This is a genomic window from Acidobacterium capsulatum ATCC 51196 (genome assembly GCF_000022565.1).
Classification (GTDB): Bacteria; Acidobacteriota; Terriglobia; order Terriglobales; family Acidobacteriaceae; genus Acidobacterium; species Acidobacterium capsulatum.
Genome location: NC_012483.1, coordinates 1108708 through 1125915, shown reverse-complemented (window position 1 = coordinate 1125915; position 17208 = coordinate 1108708). Strand labels below are relative to the sequence as shown.

Genomic DNA, 17208 nt, shown 5'->3' with positions numbered 1-17208 from the left:
AACCGGCAAGAGCCACTCGGCCTGCGAAGTTGCTTTTGCTCTTCATCCCTGCAGGAGGAGGGCCAGTCGGAAGAAGAAATACGTGAGAGAAATCTTAGAAATCTCCGGGCGGGGGAGGAGAAGAGTCCGGAGTCAGGGGGGGAGGGAGATTAGCTGGCTCGGGCGGCTTCTTCGAGCAGAGCGCCGCAGATGGAGGAGAGCGGCAGCACACGATCCACCGCGTCGTGCCGGATGGCTTCTTTCGGCATGCCAAAGACCACGCAACTGGCCTCGTCCTGCGCGAGCGTCCTCGCCCCGGATTTCTTCATCTCAAGCAGCCCCATCGCTCCGTCTGAACCCATCCCCGTCAGAATGGCGCCGGTGGCATGACGCCCCGCGGCTTGGGCCACGGATTGAAAGAGCACATCGACCGATGGGCGCTGAAAGCACACCATCGGGCCATCCTTGACCTCGACGCGATATCCGGTCCCCGCCTTGCGCAGCAGCATATGAAAGTTCCCGGGAGCCACCAGTGCGAGCCCGCTTCTCAGCTCATCGCCGTCGGCCGCCTCCCGCACCTCAATCGCGCAAATCTCATTCAGCCGGTTGGCAAACGAGCGGGAAAACACCGCCGGAATGTGCTGCGCAATCACGATTGGCGGCACATCCTTCGGCATCTCGCGCAGAACCTGCAGAATCGCCTCCGTGCCTCCCGTCGAGGCTCCGATCGCGATCACCGAGGAGGAAGGGAACGACCGCCTCGGCTGCGCGATCCTCGACACCGGTGCGGCCGTGGCAGTCACCGGCGTGGCTTTCGCGGCTGTGCGCAACCGGGCCACCTTGGCCGCGCGAATCTTCGCCGCGAGCCCATGCCTTAGATCCCCCACCGACTGCGGGCCTCCCGGCTTGGCTAATACATCAATGGCGCCGGCTTCGAGCGCTTCAAGCGCCACGCGGCTTGAGGCCACTCCGAGCGAGCTGATCACAATCACCGGCAGCGGATGAAAGTGCATCAGCCGCTTCAGGAAGGTCACGCCGTCCATGCGCGGCATCTCGATATCGAGTGTCAGCACATCGGGTTTGAGCGCCAGAATCTTGTCCCGCGCCACAAAGGGATCGGGCGCGGTGCCCACCACCTCGATGTCCCTCTCGCCCGAGAGCGCTTCGGTCAGGAGCTTTCGCACAATGGCCGAATCGTCCACAATCAGCACCCGGATGCGTGGATCTTCGCTCATGCCGCACTCTCCAGATACAACGACACATGCAATACGCCGTTTTCGAGTTCAAAGCTCTGCGCGGCTACCGGAGCCTGCTCCGGCGGCGGGGGCGCATCCTGGTCCAACTGTGGCGTGGCCAGATCAAAATGCTCCTGGCTTTCAAGCTGGCTCAGCAGCGAGCCGCACAGCATATTGGCCAGCTCGCAGACCACCAGTCCGGTCTGCTCCGGGCTGAGACTCTCCTCGTCTTCGCCTAGAAATCCGGCTGCCAGCAGTTGCGCGCTCGCTTCGCTCAGGCACAATCGCACCTGTCCGGAAGGCGATCCGCGAAAGGCCACCCGGGCTCCCATGCATGCGCCGCCCGATCCCTCTTCGGCCAGGCCCAGGGGCGCGGTGAAGAACATCGTTTCGAGTACCGAGCCCACTGCCTCGGCAAACATCTGGTCATAATTCCGTTCAGTGTTCCGTTCAGGCATGTGCGATTCCCAGCACTTTCTCCACTTCATCCCGCAGCGTTTCGGGAAGAAACGGTTTGGTTACATAGCCCCGCGCGCCCATTGTCATCAGGCGCTCCACTCGCCCCTGCGTCGCATCGGTCGAGACTACGATCACAGGAATGGATCGCAACAGATCGTCGGCCTCAAGCCTCGCAATCAGCTCCTCGCCATTCATCTCCGGCATGTTGATGTCGGTCAGAATCAGATCGACCCATTGGCCGGCCAGCGAACGCAATGCGTCCTCTCCGTTGCCCGCTTCATAGCAATCGCCCACATCGAGCCCCGTGAGCGTGATGGCTTTGCGGATAAACGACCGCATCACCGGAGAATCATCGACAATCAAAATATTGAGCGCCACCTTACCCTCCCTGCCGTGCCATGCCGGCCGAACTTGCGCGGCGTTGCATCTCTCTAGGTTCTCCGCCCGGGGCATGCAGCCAGACCCGCCCCGAGGCAGCTTCCATGCGCACTGTGCGCGCCGTCGTCCCGCCCGTCTCCTCGGCATGCGCCACCAGCCCGTACTTCCACAGCGCCTTGCGCAGCGCCAGGCAGTTCCGCTTGCCGATGTTGAACATGCTGTTGTCGTTCATCACCTGCGCTCCGCCCGCCGCATAAATCGTCAGGCGGCGTTTGTCCGCGCCCTGCTGCTGCACCAGTCGCAACAGCTCTCCGATGCCGGTATCGGCATACATCCATGGCCGGGCCGCGGCTTGAGCCTCCTCGCGCGGCGCCTCCGGCAGCATGTAATGCACCATGCCGGCCACCCCCGCCGCGCTGTCATGCATCATCACCGCCACACACGAGCCCAGCGCATAGGTCACCAGCACCGCATCCGGATCCCGGGTCGCGCCCCCATCTCCCACACCTACGACTAATTGCTTCATCGGCTGCCGCCTCGCTTCCGGTAGATTGCAGGTTGAAGCTGCTGCAGATTGTGTTGTATTCCGGTCAAACTCTCCGAGTGCCCCACAAAGAGATAGCCTCCCGGCTCCAGCCGCTCCTCTAACTGGCGCACCACGTGCTCCTGCGTCTCGCGGCTGAAGTAGATCATCACGTTCCGGCAGAAGATCAATTGAAACGGGCCCAGCGACGGCAACGGCTCAATCAGGTTCAAGCGCCGGAAGCTCACCATCGCCTGCACCTGCGGCCCAATGCGGTAATGCCCTTGCCACTGGCCCTCTCCCTTGAGCAGGTGCTTGCGAAGCCACGCCGGCAGAGGCTGCTCAAAACGCTCCGCGCTGTAGACGGCCCGCCGCGCCGTGTCGAGCGCCCGCGTCGAGATGTCCGTCGCCATAATCTGCGGCGTCTCTCCCTGCTCCCGCGCCGTCAGCGCAATGCTGTAGGGCTCCTCGCCTGTCGAACAGGCCGCGCTCCAGATCGACAGCGCGCCCGAACGCTTCGCTGCCGGCAGAATCTCCCGCACCATGAAGTCAAAGTGCGCCGGCTCGCGAAAGAAGCTGGTGTGGTTGGTCGTCAGCGCATCGATCAGCTCCACCAGTGCCTGCCCGCTCTGGTCGGCCTTCAGGTACTTGTAATACGTCGGGAAGTCCCGGAATCCATGCCGCCGCGCCACCTTGCCCAGGCGCGCGGCGACCAGTTGTTCCTTGCCCTGGCCTAGTTCCAGGCCAAACTCCTCCTTGGCCAGCGAGCAGATGGTGGCAAACTCCTTGGCCGTGAGCTGGATGGGCGGCGCGACGCCGGCCGAGGAGGAAACCGAAGAGGATTCTCCCAGACTCATGCGACGCGTGCCTCCCAGCGGAAGATGCTCTCCAGATCCAGAATCAGGCCCACCCGTCCGTCACCCAGAATGGCGCCGCCCGCAATGCCCGGCACATTTTTGAGGCTCTCGCCTAGGCTCTTGATCACGACCTCCTGCTTGCCGATCAGCTCATCCACCATCAGGCAGAAGCTCTTGCCCGCCGCTTCAGCCACGATCCAGAGGCTGTCGGTCGCCTCGCGTGAGCGCGGCTCAACCCCGAATCGCTCGTGCAGCCGCACCACCGGAATCAGGTTGTTGCGCACCAGCCCCATCTCCTGCCGGTTCTCAACACTGAAGAGCATCTCCGGTGTCGGCCGCAGCATCTCGCGCACCGAGAACAGCGGCACCACGTATCGCTCCTCACCCACGCCTACGACCAGCCCATCGATCATGGCGAGGGTCAGCGGCAGCCGCAGATAAAACGTCGTGCCCTGGCCGGGAACCGATTCGATATCGACATGGCCGCGCAGCTTCTGAATCTGCTGCTTCACCACGTCCATGCCCACTCCGCGGCCGCTCACATCGGTCACCGCCGCGGCGGTTGAAAATCCCGGCGCGAAGATCAGGTCAAAGACCTCGCGGTCGCTCATGCCCTGATCGGTCTCGATCAGCCCCGTTTTCTTCGCCTTCTCGACAATCTTGGCCCGCACCAGTCCGCGCCCGTCGTCGGAGATGGCAATCACAATATGCCCGGCCTGATGCGAGGCGCGCAGCGTTACCTTGCCCACCACGCTCTTGCCGGCCGCCAGCCTTCCCTCCGGAGCTTCAACGCCGTGATCGACGGCATTGCGAATCATGTGCATCAGCGGATCGGCCAGCTCCTCGACCACATTGCGGTCCAGCTCCGTGTCGGCGCCGAACGACTCCATCTCGACCTGCTTGCCAGTCTTGCGTGCGAGGTCCCGCACCAGGCGGCTCATCTTTTGAAAGAGCCCGCCCACCGGCACCATGCGCATCGACATCGCCGTCTTCTGCAGCTCGCCCGTAATGCGTTCCAGTTGCGCCAGATTTCTCAGCGCGGCCGGATTGTGCAAGGCCGCGAGCTCCGGATGATGCCGCACCATCGACTGCACGATGACCAGCTCGCCTGCCATATCCACCAGAAAATCGAGCTTCGAGGTCTGCACCTTCACCGTGCGGATATCTTCGCCGGCCACCTTTTCGGCCGCCGCTGGCTTCCGCTCTCCCGCACCGCTTCGGGCCGCTTCCTCGGTCGCAGAAGACACAGGCGCGGGGACTGCCGGCTGCGCGGCTTCTGGTGCAAGCTTTGGTGCTATCGCTGGCTGCGGCTCTGCGGCCGCTGCCTGAGCGACGGGCTTCGGCGCGGGCGCGGCGCTCTCCGCCGCGGTCTGCGGCGTGGCATCATTCTGCGCACCGGCGCGAATGCGCACCAGCAGCGCCTCTTTCTCCGGCTCCTGCTCCGGTTCCTGGCCCTCCAGCACTGCTGTGATCCGGTTCAGCCAGGCCTTCAGAAAGTCCGCCGCCGCCAGCACAATGTCCACCACCGCCGGGCTGATGCGCAACTGCCCCTTGCGCGCCAGATCGAGCAGCGTCTCGGTCTCGTGCGCCACCTCGCGAATATCGGTCAGGTCCAGAAAGCCCGCCAGGCCCTTGATCGTGTGAAAGCCGCGAAAAACCGTATCGATGGCCGGCTTGTCTTCCGGATCCTTTTCGAGAATCAGCATCTGAATCTCGACCTGCGACAGGTGTTCGAGCGACTCGGTGACAAAGTCGCCCATCAGTTGCGGGTCATCGATCGTCAACGTTGCGCCGGACACACTGGCTGTGGCCGCCGTCGCCGTCACGGGCATCTCCGGCTCCCAGAAGGTGCGTTGCATGGCTTCCACCCGGCTGCCGAGCAGCCCTTCGGCCTCGGCGCCAGACTGAACCGAAGCCAGCGCGGCCCGTGCTTCGGCCGCCATCGGCTCCAGGCGTTCGGCTCCAGCCAGTCGTGCTGCTTCTTCTATCCCGGCCAGCATGGCCCGGTAGGCATCGATCGGCAGGCCGCCCAGAACCAGCTTGCCTGCCAGCTCTTCGATCCGTTCCTGCAGGCTGGGGGCCAGCCCGTTCTTCTCATGAGAAATGGGTGCAATTGTCGAAGACATCCATCCTTACTCCTGCTGGAGATTCTGGGAAACTCACGCGGCGCGGACTTCCAGCCGGCCATCGCGCCGCGTAAGAAGGAACAAAGGAACGATCCGTTTACACCATCGCCTTGAAGTCTTCTTCCATCGGGAAGGAGTTCGCCGCCGCCGGTGTGACCGAGAGCGAATGCGGCCGCGTGATCTTCAGCGACTTCTTTGCGGCCGCCATCGGTGTCTGGTGCCAGGCCGGGGCGTGCTGTTCGGCGCGATGCGTCTCCGCCAGCTCCGAGCCGCCCACCATCGTCTTTAGCTGATGCACCAGCTCCATCAGCGTGGAGGCCTGCGCGGTCAGCTCCTCGGCCGCGGCGGCGCTCTCCTCGGCATTCGCGGCTGATTGTTGCGTCACCTGCTCCATCTGGGTGAGGGCCTTGGCCACCTGCTCAATGCCGCGCGTCTGCTCCTGGCTGCCGAGACTCACCTCTTCGACCAGCGTCTTCACACTGGCCGACTCCTCTGAGATGGCGCGAATGGCCACCGCCACCTGATCGACGCGGGTGCGGCCCTCGTTGGATTTGGTGATCGACTCCTCGATGAGCGAAGCCGTGTCCTTGGCCGCCTGCGCGCTGCGCTGCGCCAGGCTGCGCACCTCGTCGGCGACCACGGCAAAGCCCATGCCCGCCTCGCCGGCGCGTGCGGCCTCCACGGCGGCGTTCAACGCGAGAATGTTGGTCTGGAAGGCGATCTCATCGATCACCTTGATGATCTTCGAGACCTTGTCGCTCGAATCCTTGATCTCGCCCATCGCCCGCACCATGGCTTCGAGGCTCTGGTTGGTCTCCTCAAACTTGCGCTGTGACTGGGTCACGAGCCCATTGGCTTCCTGCGAGTTTTCGGCATTCTTGCGTGCCATCGAATTGATCTCTTCGCTGGAGGCCGAGGTCTCTTCAAGCGACGCCGCCTGTTCTGAGGCGCCCTGCGCCAGCGTCTGGCTCGACGCCGAGATTTGTCCCGCGGCGCTGGCCACCTGTCCTGCGCCCTCAGAAAGCTCGGTGATAAAGCCTCGCAGCTTCGCATTGATGCCGCGCACAATCCAGATCACCACGCCTGCCACCAGAAGCCCCAGCAGGATCATGATGATGCTGAGGACGCGCGCCGAATTCACTACGCCATCCGCCTTGTCGGCGAACACTCCGGCATCTGCTTTTTCTTTCTGGAAGACCTGGTCAGAGTCATTGCTCACCGCATCCACAACGGGATAGAGCTTCTGCGCTGCATAGGCCTCGGCGCCCGCCACGTCGCCCTTGCTCGCCAGCGCGAAGACCTGGTTCTCATCCGACTGTAGCTGGGGCAGTTTGTCGAGGATTGCGGTTTGTGCCAGGTCGCGGAGCTGCGAACTTGTAGTGCCTGTGGCGAACTCGGTCATCTGCTGACGTGCAGTGTTGACGTCCTGGGCAAACTGATCGTGATTCTGGCGTCCTTCTTCAGCATTCTTGTTCTCAAACGCCATATTTTCCGAGCGAATGCGAAACTGCATGTCGGTTGTGATGTTATCCACATTGCCCGCCAGATACATCATCTGAATGTAATGGTGCCCCAGCTCACGCACCGTGTTTCCCAGGCTGGTGATGTTGCGAACCGCCAGTCCTCCGATGAGCAGCACGAGTGCTACCAGCGCCCCGTTGGCTGCGAACAGCTTCTTCCCCATTGTCATTTGCGATGCCATAATTTCCCCTTATCCTTTCTGCTTCCTGACTGCGTTGGTCCCTTCCCCTTGAACTGCTTCTGTTCTGCTGCCGTCTCAATCCCGGGCCAGTGCTTCGAGCCCCTGCAGTTCCTGCCCGCTCAGCACACGATCAATATCGAGCAGGATTTTTACTTTGCCTTTGACCTTGGCCATGCCCAGCAGATAAGAGCGGGCCACATTGCTTCCTTCGCCAAAGTCGGGCGTATCTTCGATATCGCTCGCCACCAGGTTCAGCACCTCGGAGACCTCATCGACCACGATGCCGGTCGAGAGCGAGATCCGCCCGGTCTGCACCTGGACCACGATGATGCAGGTGCGCTGCGTGTAGGGAATCTCCTGCAGGCCAAACTTGAGCCGCAGGTCCATCACGGGAATCACCTTGCCGCGCAGGTTGATCACGCCCTTGACGTAGCTGGGAGTCTGCGGCACCGAGGTGATGTCCTGGATGCCCATGATCTCCTTGACCTGCAGCACCCGGATCGCGTATTCCTCGCGCCCGAGCAGAAATGTCAGGTATTTGCCGCTGCGATCGTCGACGGCCGCTGCCGCCTCCGGCCTTTCCATCACTGCACTTGCCATGTCTCCTCCTGCTTTTTCTGGAGCGGAAAGAGCTTGGGGGCTCTTCCGCCTGCTGCCTGCGTCCCGAATCCGGCGGAGCATGCGCCATGGAGATCCCCGCGCATCGCTCTCACTGCCATGCAATGGCTGACGGGCCTTCCGCATGCAGATCGATTGCGGAAAGTACCGGGGACAACAGCTTCATCGTCTGCGCCGTGGCATTACATGAGGCAGGCGTCAGCAGGGAAAAGCCAGTTTTTATGCGGATTTTCGGACGCATGCGCGCAGAGCGCGGGGCTGCGTTGAGGGGAAGAAAAAGATGAGAAGAAGGGAAGGAGAAGAGGGGATGACGCGATTGAAAGAATTCAGCCACGGCGGCAGAAACCGGGGTACGGCTTCTGCTGCCGCGCTTGCAAAACGCTAGAAGGGAATGTCGTCGTCAGTGATTTCGGCCGAGTGCATCAGCTCGTCGTTCGAGCTGGGACCGCGCTGGTCATAGCTGCTCGCACTGCTGGACCGGCTGTAGCCGCCTCCACCGCTCTCGCCCTCACCGCGGCCGGAGAGCAGCGAAATATCGCCCACGACAATTTCCGTCTTGTAGCGCTTTTGACCGGACTGCTTATCGTCCCATGAGGTCGTGCGCAGGCTGCCTTCCACGTAGAGCTTTGAGCCCTTCTTCACATAGTCGCGAATGATTTCGGCAACCTTGCCAAAGGCAGTCAGCGCGTGCCACTCGGTGCGATCCTGCCATTCACCGCTTTTGTCCTTGAACCGCTCGGACGTGGCGAGAGTAAAGCTGGCGATCGCCGTGCCGCTGGCCGCAAATTTCACTTCCGGGTCTTTGCCTACATTGCCCAGTAGAATCACCTTGTTCACGCTTTTCGCCATAAATACTCCTTGTGTTCCCCCGCCGTGTTCGCCGGCGCAGGGAGAATCCCTAGCAGCATAGCAGATAGGGACGGGTGTGCCTCAGCCGCGCGATTCGTCCGCCGCGTGCCGGGCCAGACGCCGGTTGCGCAGCGCCTTGGCCAGCCCCAGCAAAAAGACCAGCACGCCAAAGGGCAGCGTCATCAGCGAAACAATCACGGCCATCCAGCCGGCAATGGTGCGTGGGCCCTGCGGCGTCATTCCGCCCAGCACTGTGCCGGCCAGCACGTAGGCGAGCCCGCAGGCAAACAGCGTCCAGCCGCCCGTGCGCAACAGGGCCAGCGTTCCATCCTGCGCGTTCAGTTTTTTCCATAAGGCTCGCTCCACGGCCGAAGATGCTGGCGTCTTGCCCGTGGATTGTGTCGTTGGAGTCATGGCGGGCTCGCTATCTCCACGCCGATAGCATGGCATAGACCACCACGCCGGTGACGGACACATACAGCCAGATCGGATAGGTGACCGGAGCCAGTTTGCGGTGCGCGCCAAAGCGCCCCGTCAGGGCAAAGAAGAAGGTGACCAGAATCAGCGGCAGCGCCACGGCCGAGAGCACAATGTGGCTGATCAGAATGCCGAGATAAATCGCACGAATCGCGCCATGCCCGGCAAAAAGCTGATCGCCATGCAGGGCATGGTGCACGATGTAGCAGATCAGGAACAGCGACGAAAATACAAACGCCGAGAGCATCGCATTGCGGTGCGCCGTGATGCGCCGCCGCTTGATCATGCGCAGCCCCACGATCAGCGCTACCGCGCTCGCGCCATTGAAAACACCTTCCAGCGGCAGCAGAAAATCAAATCTGCCGCTGGCCGTGGGCACTGCCTGGTGCACAAACAGCAGCCAGCATAAAAAACCAAGCGCAACCAGGCTTACCGCCACAATTCCGGCAATGGCGGCGGAGCTATTCGTACGAGGCACAGCCTGCTGGTTCATATGCGTTTGAGTCGCGTTTGACTCGTCCTTTCGTTGGCTATGTTGCAGTTCCAGCTCAGGCCGCCGGCTTGTGTGTGCGGCGGTTCACAATCGCCCACGAGATCGCAAAGAAGACCACGCAGAAGATTGCCGTCAGCGCCAGGTTGGTATCCAGATTCAGCGGAGCCTTCGATTGGCCCAGCAGCGCCTGCTGCAGACCCACCACGCCATACGTCAGCGGATTGGCCTCCATGATCCAGCGCAGCCAGCCCGAAGCATCATTCACCGGGAAGAGCGCGCCCGAGAGCATCCACATCGGCAGCAGAATCAGGTTCACAATCGCGTGAAAGGCCTGCGGCGAATCCATCGGCCACGCAATCGCAAAGCCGATTGCCGTCAGCTCAAAGCTGATCAGCACAATCAGCAGAATGCTGTAGCCAATGCCGGCCATCGTGGCATGCACGCCGATCATGGGCGTGAAGACCAGAAAGACAATGCCCTGAATCGCCGCCAGCGTGGCGCCGCCCAGCACCTTGCCCAGCACAATCGATGACCGGCTCACCGGCGCGGCCATCACCGAGAGCAGAAAGCCCTCGTTGCGGTCCTGAATCAGCGACATCATGCTGAAGATCGCCGTGAACAGCACAATCATCGCAATCGAGCCGGGGAAGAAGTAGGCAAGATAGTGCTCCGAAGAGCCGGTGGCATGAAAGCTGCGCGCAAAGCCCGACCCCAGCACCAGCCAGAAGAGCAGCGGCGAGGCAATCACACCCACCACACGCGCCCGCTGGCGGTAAAAGCGCACAATCTCGCGCAGCCATAGCGTGTAGGCTGGCGTCCAGATGCCCGGCGTGCTGCTCTGCCTGGTTTCGGTCATCGTCGTCGTCATCGTTGCCATGGTGTGCTCCTTTACTCGCTCTGCGCTTCTGTCCAGAAGCGGTGACCCGTGCGTTGAATAAATACGTCTTCGAGGCTCGGCTTGGCGACCGAGATGCTCTCCACAAATCCGGGAAACGCCTCGACCACCTGCGTCACAAAGCGATGGCCTTCTTCGCGCTCCAGGCGCACCGAGGTGCCCAGCACCGTCGGATCCACCAGAAAGCGCTCGCGCATGCGCGCCGCCAGCTCCGCGGCCTGAGCCGGAGACGCGGCTTCAAAGGTGACCATGTCGCCGCCAATCTCGCTCTTCAAATCAAATGGTGCGCCCAGCGCCACCAGTTGCCCCGTGCTCAGAATCGCCAGCCGGTCGCAGTGCTCGGCCTCTTCCATCAGGTGCGTCGTCACCAGAACCGAGACGCCTTCCTCATCGCGCAGCATCCGCAGATAGAGCCACAGGTCGCGGCGCGCGCCGGGGTCCAGCCCCGTCGAGGGCTCATCGAGCAGCAGTACCTCGGGCGAATGAATCAGCCCCTTGGCCAGCTCCACGCGCCGCTGCATGCCGCCTGAGAGCTCTTCCACGTTGTCGTTGATGCGGTCCAGCAGCGCCACACGCTCCAGCACTTCATGAATGCGCTTCTTGAGCCGCGCGCCGCTCAGCCCGTACAGATGGCCCTGGTGCTTCAGGTTTTCGCCCACCGTCAGCTTGATGTCCACGCTGCGCGCCTGAAAAACGATGCCGATCTTCTCGCGCACGCGATTCGGCTCCCTGGCGGCGTCAAAGCCCAGAATGCGCGCCGTGCCGCTGGAGGGCACCATCAGTGTCGAGAGAATGCGGAACAGCGTCGTCTTGCCGCTGCCATTCGGGCCCAGCAGGCCAAAGATCTCTCCGCGATTCACGCGAAAGCTCAGATGATCGAGTGCAAGCCGGCTGCCATAATCGTGCGTCAGGCCGATCAGCTCAATCGGCGCCGTGCCGGTCAACTGCTCGGCTGCAGCCGTGGAATGAGGTGCCATTGTCGCCATATTTTTAGCGCCTTCCCGCCGCGTTCAGCATGAGGATGGTGAGCAGTAGCGGCAGATAAATCACACTCACCTTCAACAGGTCGCGCGCATACATCTTCGACTCCGCCTGGCTTCGCTTACTGGCCCACGGAATCCGGGCAAACCGGATCGTATACGCAAGATACGCCGCTCCCAGCACCAGAGCGGCCACGGCATAGGTGCGTCCCACCATATGCAGGTACACCGGCAGCAGGCTGACCGGAATCATCAGCACTGCATACGTCAATGCTTCCAGCACCGTGGACCAGCCATCCGGCTGCACCACGGGCAGCATGCGAATTCCGGCGCGCGCATAATCCTCGCGATACAGCCACGAGATCGCCATGAAGTGCGGAAACTGCCACACGAATAAAATCGCGAACAGCGCCACACCCTGCCACTCAATCTGCCCGCGCGCAGCGGTCCAACCAAGCAGCGGCGGCATCGCGCCAGGAAACGCCCCGATAAATGTGGCGATAGTGGTCAGACGCTTGAGCGGCGTATACAGCACTACATAAAGCAACGCCGTCAGCAGGGTCAGCCACGCCGTCACCGGATTGGTCTGCAGCGCCAGCAGCGTACCGCCGCCGGCAATTGCCGCCAGCGCCACGGCCACGCCATGCAGTAAAGAGATTCGTCCGGTCGCCATGGGGCGCTGCGCCGTGCGAATCATCTTCGCATCCAGCTTGCGCTCCATCGCCTCGTTCAGTGCGGCGGCTCCGGCTGAGACCATGCCAATGCCCACCAGTGCGGCCAGCAGCTTCGGCTGCACGCTGCTCACGCCCGACCGCATGGAGCCGAGATAAAATCCGGCCCAGGCCGTCATCACCACCAGCCCCGTCACGCGCACCTTGAACAGCTCAAAATAGTCGGTCAGCAGCGAGGCCGTCGCGCCCGCCTTCGGCGCGCGCAGTGCATGCGGGTGGGCAGGCTCCGCCGCCGTTCCGGGCTCACCGTCGGCGCGCACGGTCTCCGGAGCATCCACGCTGGAAGGCACGGAACTCACCGTGTCTCACCAGATTGAGGACCGGCGACGCACGTCAAACGGATTGAAGCAAGAATACGCATGCTGGAGAGATGTGGCAGGTCCTGAGCAGATGCACGCGATCAGCGCCACACTTCATCATACCAAGCGGGAGCAGCCCATTTTGCAGCGCGCAACACATTAAGAATGCAATGTCGAAGGCGTCGAAGTGGTCTCGGTCACAAGATGCTCACCCGCAATCACATATTCCTCAATCAGCACGGCCAGCAGCACTGCCGTGGGAACAGCCACCGCCGCACCCGCAATTCCCGCCAATGCGCTGCCGATCAGCAACGCAATCAGGATCGCCAGCCCTGGCAGGTTGACACTGCTTTGCATGATGCGTGGTGTCAGCACTGACGTCTCCAACTGCGCGTAGATAGCGTAGAACACCAACACGCCCAGCACACGTCCCCACGAGTCCAGCGCCGCCACCACCAGCGCCAGCGACACCGTGATCATGGCTCCGACTACGGGAATGATGTTGAACAGTCCCATCAGCACGCCAAGCGCGTAAGCATAACGCACGTGCAGAATCACGAACACCACCGTGCTGCACACGCCCAGAATCAGCATCAGCATGGCCTGGCCCAGCAGCCAGCGGCCCATCCTCGCCTCGGCGCGGGTCAGCGTTCGGTCGAGCCGCGCCCGATGCTCGACCGGAACCAGCTTCATGCCCCACTGGTAGGCGCGGCTGCCGTCGATCATGAAATAGACCGTCAGCAGAATGCCCATGCCCACCGCAAAAACCACGTGAGCCCAGTCCTTGGCCGACTTTAAGAGAAACGTTGCAAAGTTTCCGGCAAAGTCCTGAATTCTGGCGTTCAATTGGCTCACATCGATGCGCTGCATCAGGGGAACATGCTTCAGCCGCGTCAGAAGTTCCGGCGCGCGCTGCGGCAACTCGGTCACGAACTCACGCAGATCCCGAAAGGCCGGCGGCAGGGCAAACAGGGCAAACACTGAGATCAGCCCGGCCACGGCCGCAATCAGCAGAACCACTGAGAGCCCCAGTCCCGGGTGCCACTTTCCGATACGAAGCCGCATAATCGCCCGCGCCAGAGGCGTCAGCACCACAGCAATCAGCGCGCTCACATACACCAGCGTCAGTTCGGCGCGCAGCACGTAGACGTAATACAGCAGCACCAGTACGGCGATGGTGAAGAGAATATTTCGGCGCGTTTCACGCGATTGCGCCGGCTGGGAACAGTTCTCACTCATGGGCACTCATAGGAGCGTTATCCGGCAGCGGGCGTTGCTTCACTAGTGCGATCAGGGCTTGCAGGCTTTCTGCCGGGCTCAACCCCTCGGTCTCCAGTCGCAGATGTGCTTGTTCGTAATACGGCAGCCGCGCCGCCCAGCGGCTCCGCAGCCGTTCGCGATCGGCCAGCACGGGCCGTTCCGCGGCTCCCGGCTGTTCCAGGCAGCGCTGCACCAGAGCCTCCAGCGGAGCAGACAGGTACACTACGCAGGCATCCTTGCAGGCCGCAAGCTGTTCGCGAACGCCCTCTGACTCTACCGCCCCGCCGCCCAGCGCCAGCACCATGCGCTCCCGGCGCAGCAGGCGGGCGAGCATCTCCATTTCCCGGGCGCGAAATCCAGCTTCGCCCTCCGCGCGGAAGATGTCAGCCACCGTCATGCCGCTGTCCTGCGCAATCTCGGTATCCAGATCTCGAAACTCCCAGCCCAACTCGGCTGCCAACAACCGCCCCAGCGTCGTCTTGCCTGCTCCCATGAAGCCGGTCAGCACAACGGCGCGCAGACCAGAGGCCTGCGCGCCGTTTGCCGTTCTCTCTGAACCGGCTGTCGCCAACAAGGACGGAATTTGCATGCTCTTCAGCATACCGGAAGGACGAGCCTGCTTTTGCGAGCCAGCTTCAGCGGGCCGGGGGAACTGATTCGGGCGAAGCCGGTCCATCGGATTCCGGCTGCTCCCGCTCCAGTGCCGACTGAATCGTGTCCCACACGGCTGGGCTTGGCTCGTGGATGGGCAGCAGCAGCTTGGCCTGCTGTGCAATGTATTCCAGGTCCCGCACCAGGGCTGCGCAGTTCTCGCAGTGCTTCAGGTGTTCTTCGTTGCCAAGGTCAGCATGATCTTCAAACAGTTCAGGCAGCTTTTGTTGAAATTCCGCGCAATCCATGTCGGTCTCGCTTTGCTTCGGCGCGCTCACTTGGGTTGCTCCTTTCTTTCGCCCGTACGGAGCAGGTCGCGCAGCTTCATGCGCGCCTTGTGAAGTTGAGATTTGCTGTTGCCGATGGAGCAGTCGAGCATGCTCGCAATCTCGTTGTGCTCGTAACCTTCCACATCGTGCAGCACGAAGACCAGCCGGTAGCCCGGCGGCAGATTTTCCACTGCCCGCTCCAGCGTCACCCGGTCAATCGAGCCTGAAAGCGTCAGGTCGCGGGCGCCAATATCCTTGCGTGGGCCGTCATCCTGCGAGGGCTCCAGCGTCTCCTCAAGAGACACCTGGGGCAGGCCTTTCTTGCGCAGATGCATCAGCACTACGTTGACCGCCAGCCGGTGCAGCCAGGTCGAGAACGCCGAATCCCCGCGAAAAGTCCCAATCTTGCGATAAAGCTGCAGAAAGGCTTCCTGCGTCAGATCTTCGGCTTCGGCCACGTTGCCCAGCATGCGCAGGCACAGCGAATACACGCGGCGTTTATGCAGTGAATACAGCGTCTCAAACGCCGCCCCGTCACCCGCCTGCGCACGCGCAATGGCTTCCGCCTCCCCTGCAATCGGAGGATTGCGGCGCATGTGCTGCCGCGCCGGCTTGGGCGGAGTCGTGCCTGTGCTCATTGGTAAAACCTGTCCCTGAGAAACGGCCGGATTCAGCTCCGTTTCCAATGCATTGCCACTGGTTCGTTCTGAGATGGGAACACTCATAAATGTCATGCCGTTCAATCACTTAGAAGCTGAAAGTCCGGCAAGGGTTTTCCCGCTCGCTGCTGCCTCTGTTCTTCAAGCACAAACGCAGCCCGAGGGCTGCGTTTGCTGAAGTCAGTAGGTCGCCTTACCGTCCGAAGTGTTCGGCATTCTTCGTGGCAAAATTCTGCCACTTCTCCGGCAGATCGTCGATGGCAAAAATTGCCGAAACCGGACACACCGGAACGCAGGCGCCGCAGTCGATACACTCGACCGGGTCGATGTAAAGCTGTTCGGCATCGCCATAGGTGCCTTCATCCTTCTTGGGGTGAATACAATCTACGGGGCAAGCGTCCACGCAAGCGGTATCTTTGGTGCCAATGCAGGGTTCTGCGATTACGTAAGCCATTCCGGTTCCTCTTCAGTTGCGTAGGGGTATCTACAGGTGGATTGTAGCAGGGCCGCGCCCCGTCACAAGTGATCTTTGCATCGGTTTCTTGCCGCGCCGCCTCAGTTTTGCTCCCGCGCCGCGCGCATGGCCGCGAATTCCTGTGGCGTCAGCATCGGTTCCAGGTTCCGCCCGGCAAACATATCGGCAAACAGCCGCATCATCTCGCCGCCAATCCGCCCGTTAGTTGCCAGCACCTCTTTGCTGTCGATGCGGAAGGGGCTGCCGTCAAAGCAACTCACCACGCCTCCGGCCTCCTGCACCAGCAGCACGCCCGCCGTCGTGTCCCAGGGATTCAGATTGAACTCCCAGTAGCCATCCATGCGTCCGCAGGCCACATAGGCCAGGTCGATCGCCGCGGAACCCGCGCGCCGCACCCCATGAGAGCGCAGGGTGAACTCCTGATAGAAGTGAATGTTCGGGTTATCGTGCCGCTTGCGGCTTGGGAAGCCGGTCGCCACCAGCGACTCGGCCAGCGTCGGCGTCTTCGACACATGCATCCGCCGCCCGTTCAGGTACGCTCCCTGCCCACGCTCGGCGGTGAACAGCTCATCTCGCGTCGGGTCATAGATCACCGCCGCCACGAGCGTGCCGTCTTCATCCGCGGCCAGTCCGGCCGGGCGATGCTCGAGCCCCATCGAGACGCAGAACACCGGAAAGCCATGCGCAAAATTCGTCGTCCCATCCAGCGGATCGATGTACCACCGATACTCGTTGTCCAGCCGCTGACGGGTACCCTCTTCCCCGTAGATGCCATGGTCGGGAAAGACTTTCTTCAGCCGCTCCACAATCAACTGCTCTGAGGCGCGGTCGGCTGCGGTCACCAGGTCCACATCGCCCTTGTATTCGGTCACCACGCCGCGCTCAAAATACTCGCGAATCAGCGCGCCCGCTTCCAGCGCAATCGGCGCCGCCGCGCCCGCTGTGCTCAACATTTCAGGAACCTTTGCAAGAGTGCTCACTTCACCTCATCTGCGGCCGTAGGCTTCTCCGCCGCTGGAGACGTGCGGGCCGCATCATGGCGGCGCGCTTGTTCCGTAATAGTGCGAATCTGCTGCTTATAAATGAAGAGATTCGGGTGGTTCTTCCGCGTCAGCCGGATCATGCGGTCGTCAAAATACTCAATCCAGCCGGTCACCGTCTCCCCATCACGCAGTTCGATGCTCACCGTGATCTGCCGTTCGCTCAGCGAGCGCAGATAGAGCGCTTCCTGTCCGGTTTCACCGGGGGGAATCGCCTTGTGCCGTTTGCGGGAACCGGGGCTCATGGGCATAT

At 62.0% G+C, this 17208-nt stretch carries 21 protein-coding genes; all 21 read right to left on the bottom strand.

The annotated features are described in order from the left end of the window. Positions 1-149: 149 nt before the first annotated feature. Positions 150-1214, bottom strand: a complete 1065-nt coding sequence (locus ACP_RS04615; protein ID WP_015896129.1) for a protein-glutamate methylesterase/protein-glutamine glutaminase — start codon at positions 1212-1214, stop codon at positions 150-152. Next, positions 1211-1672: a chemotaxis protein CheX gene (locus ACP_RS04610; RefSeq protein WP_041839287.1), complete on the bottom strand. Its 462-nt coding sequence runs from the start codon at positions 1670-1672 to the stop codon at positions 1211-1213. Before ACP_RS04610 ends, ACP_RS04615 begins: the two co-directional genes overlap by 4 nt. Further along, positions 1665-2051 carry a response regulator gene (locus ACP_RS04605; protein WP_015896128.1) on the bottom strand — a complete coding sequence of 129 codons (387 nt, stop codon included), beginning with the start codon at positions 2049-2051 and terminating at the stop codon, positions 1665-1667. Before ACP_RS04605 ends, ACP_RS04610 begins: the two co-directional genes overlap by 8 nt. A gap of 1 nt (position 2052) precedes the next feature. Then, positions 2053-2577: a chemotaxis protein CheD gene (locus ACP_RS04600; protein WP_015896127.1), complete on the bottom strand. Its 525-nt coding sequence runs from the start codon at positions 2575-2577 to the stop codon at positions 2053-2055. Next, positions 2574-3431, bottom strand: a complete 858-nt coding sequence (locus ACP_RS04595) for a CheR family methyltransferase (protein WP_015896126.1) — start codon at positions 3429-3431, stop codon at positions 2574-2576. The genes ACP_RS04600 and ACP_RS04595 overlap by 4 nt, the downstream gene beginning before the upstream one ends. Beyond that, the gene (locus ACP_RS04590; RefSeq protein ID WP_148215035.1) at positions 3428-5557 is read right to left on the bottom strand and encodes a chemotaxis protein CheA; all 2130 of its coding nucleotides are present in this window, start codon (positions 5555-5557) and stop codon (positions 3428-3430) included. Before ACP_RS04590 ends, ACP_RS04595 begins: the two co-directional genes overlap by 4 nt. A gap of 97 nt (positions 5558-5654) precedes the next feature. Next, the gene (locus ACP_RS17180; RefSeq protein ID WP_052294683.1) at positions 5655-7247 is read right to left on the bottom strand and encodes a methyl-accepting chemotaxis protein; all 1593 of its coding nucleotides are present in this window, start codon (positions 7245-7247) and stop codon (positions 5655-5657) included. 87 nt (positions 7248-7334) lie between these two features. After that, positions 7335-7859 carry a chemotaxis protein CheW gene (locus ACP_RS04580; protein ID WP_015896123.1) on the bottom strand — a complete coding sequence of 175 codons (525 nt, stop codon included), beginning with the start codon at positions 7857-7859 and terminating at the stop codon, positions 7335-7337. Positions 7860-8258: 399 nt separating this feature from the next. Further along, complete coding sequence (locus ACP_RS04575) at positions 8259-8726, bottom strand: single-stranded DNA-binding protein (RefSeq protein WP_015896121.1); 468 nt, start codon at positions 8724-8726, stop codon at positions 8259-8261. 81 nt (positions 8727-8807) lie between these two features. Then, positions 8808-9140 (bottom strand): hypothetical protein, encoded by a 333-nt coding sequence (locus tag ACP_RS04570; RefSeq protein WP_015896120.1) that lies wholly within the window; start codon positions 9138-9140, stop codon positions 8808-8810. A 10-nt stretch (positions 9141-9150) separates the two neighbouring features. Then, the gene (locus ACP_RS04565; protein ID WP_238525653.1) at positions 9151-9681 is read right to left on the bottom strand and encodes a DUF420 domain-containing protein; all 531 of its coding nucleotides are present in this window, start codon (positions 9679-9681) and stop codon (positions 9151-9153) included. Between the two features lie 70 nt (positions 9682-9751). After that, on the bottom strand, positions 9752-10573 hold the full coding sequence (locus tag ACP_RS04560; RefSeq protein ID WP_041839286.1) for an ABC transporter permease: 822 nt from the start codon (positions 10571-10573) through the stop codon (positions 9752-9754). Between the two features lie 11 nt (positions 10574-10584). After that, positions 10585-11577, bottom strand: a complete 993-nt coding sequence (locus ACP_RS04555) for an ABC transporter ATP-binding protein (RefSeq protein WP_015896117.1) — start codon at positions 11575-11577, stop codon at positions 10585-10587. Positions 11578-11581: 4 nt separating this feature from the next. After that, a complete protein-coding gene (gene cyoE / locus ACP_RS04550; protein ID WP_337998457.1) occupies positions 11582-12601 on the bottom strand; it encodes a heme o synthase in 1020 nt (339 codons plus the stop codon). Between the two features lie 159 nt (positions 12602-12760). Next, positions 12761-13840, bottom strand: a complete 1080-nt coding sequence (locus tag ACP_RS04545) for an AI-2E family transporter (protein WP_015896114.1) — start codon at positions 13838-13840, stop codon at positions 12761-12763. Beyond that, positions 13833-14450: a shikimate kinase gene (locus ACP_RS04540; RefSeq protein WP_169305912.1), complete on the bottom strand. Its 618-nt coding sequence runs from the start codon at positions 14448-14450 to the stop codon at positions 13833-13835. Before ACP_RS04540 ends, ACP_RS04545 begins: the two co-directional genes overlap by 8 nt. A 46-nt stretch (positions 14451-14496) precedes the next feature. Next, positions 14497-14790: a hypothetical protein gene (locus tag ACP_RS04535; RefSeq protein WP_238525652.1), complete on the bottom strand. Its 294-nt coding sequence runs from the start codon at positions 14788-14790 to the stop codon at positions 14497-14499. Then, a complete protein-coding gene (locus ACP_RS04530; RefSeq protein WP_238525651.1) occupies positions 14787-15419 on the bottom strand; it encodes an RNA polymerase sigma factor in 633 nt (210 codons plus the stop codon). The genes ACP_RS04535 and ACP_RS04530 overlap by 4 nt, the downstream gene beginning before the upstream one ends. A 214-nt stretch (positions 15420-15633) precedes the next feature. Beyond that, a complete protein-coding gene (locus tag ACP_RS04525; protein WP_015896111.1) occupies positions 15634-15894 on the bottom strand; it encodes a 4Fe-4S dicluster domain-containing protein in 261 nt (86 codons plus the stop codon). A gap of 101 nt (positions 15895-15995) precedes the next feature. Continuing rightward, positions 15996-16868, bottom strand: a complete 873-nt coding sequence (locus ACP_RS04520) for an inositol monophosphatase family protein (protein ID WP_041839285.1) — start codon at positions 16866-16868, stop codon at positions 15996-15998. 23 nt (positions 16869-16891) lie between these two features. Next, on the bottom strand, positions 16892-17200 hold the full coding sequence (locus ACP_RS04515) for an RNA chaperone Hfq (RefSeq protein ID WP_148215034.1): 309 nt from the start codon (positions 17198-17200) through the stop codon (positions 16892-16894). Positions 17201-17208: the final 8 nt, after the last annotated feature.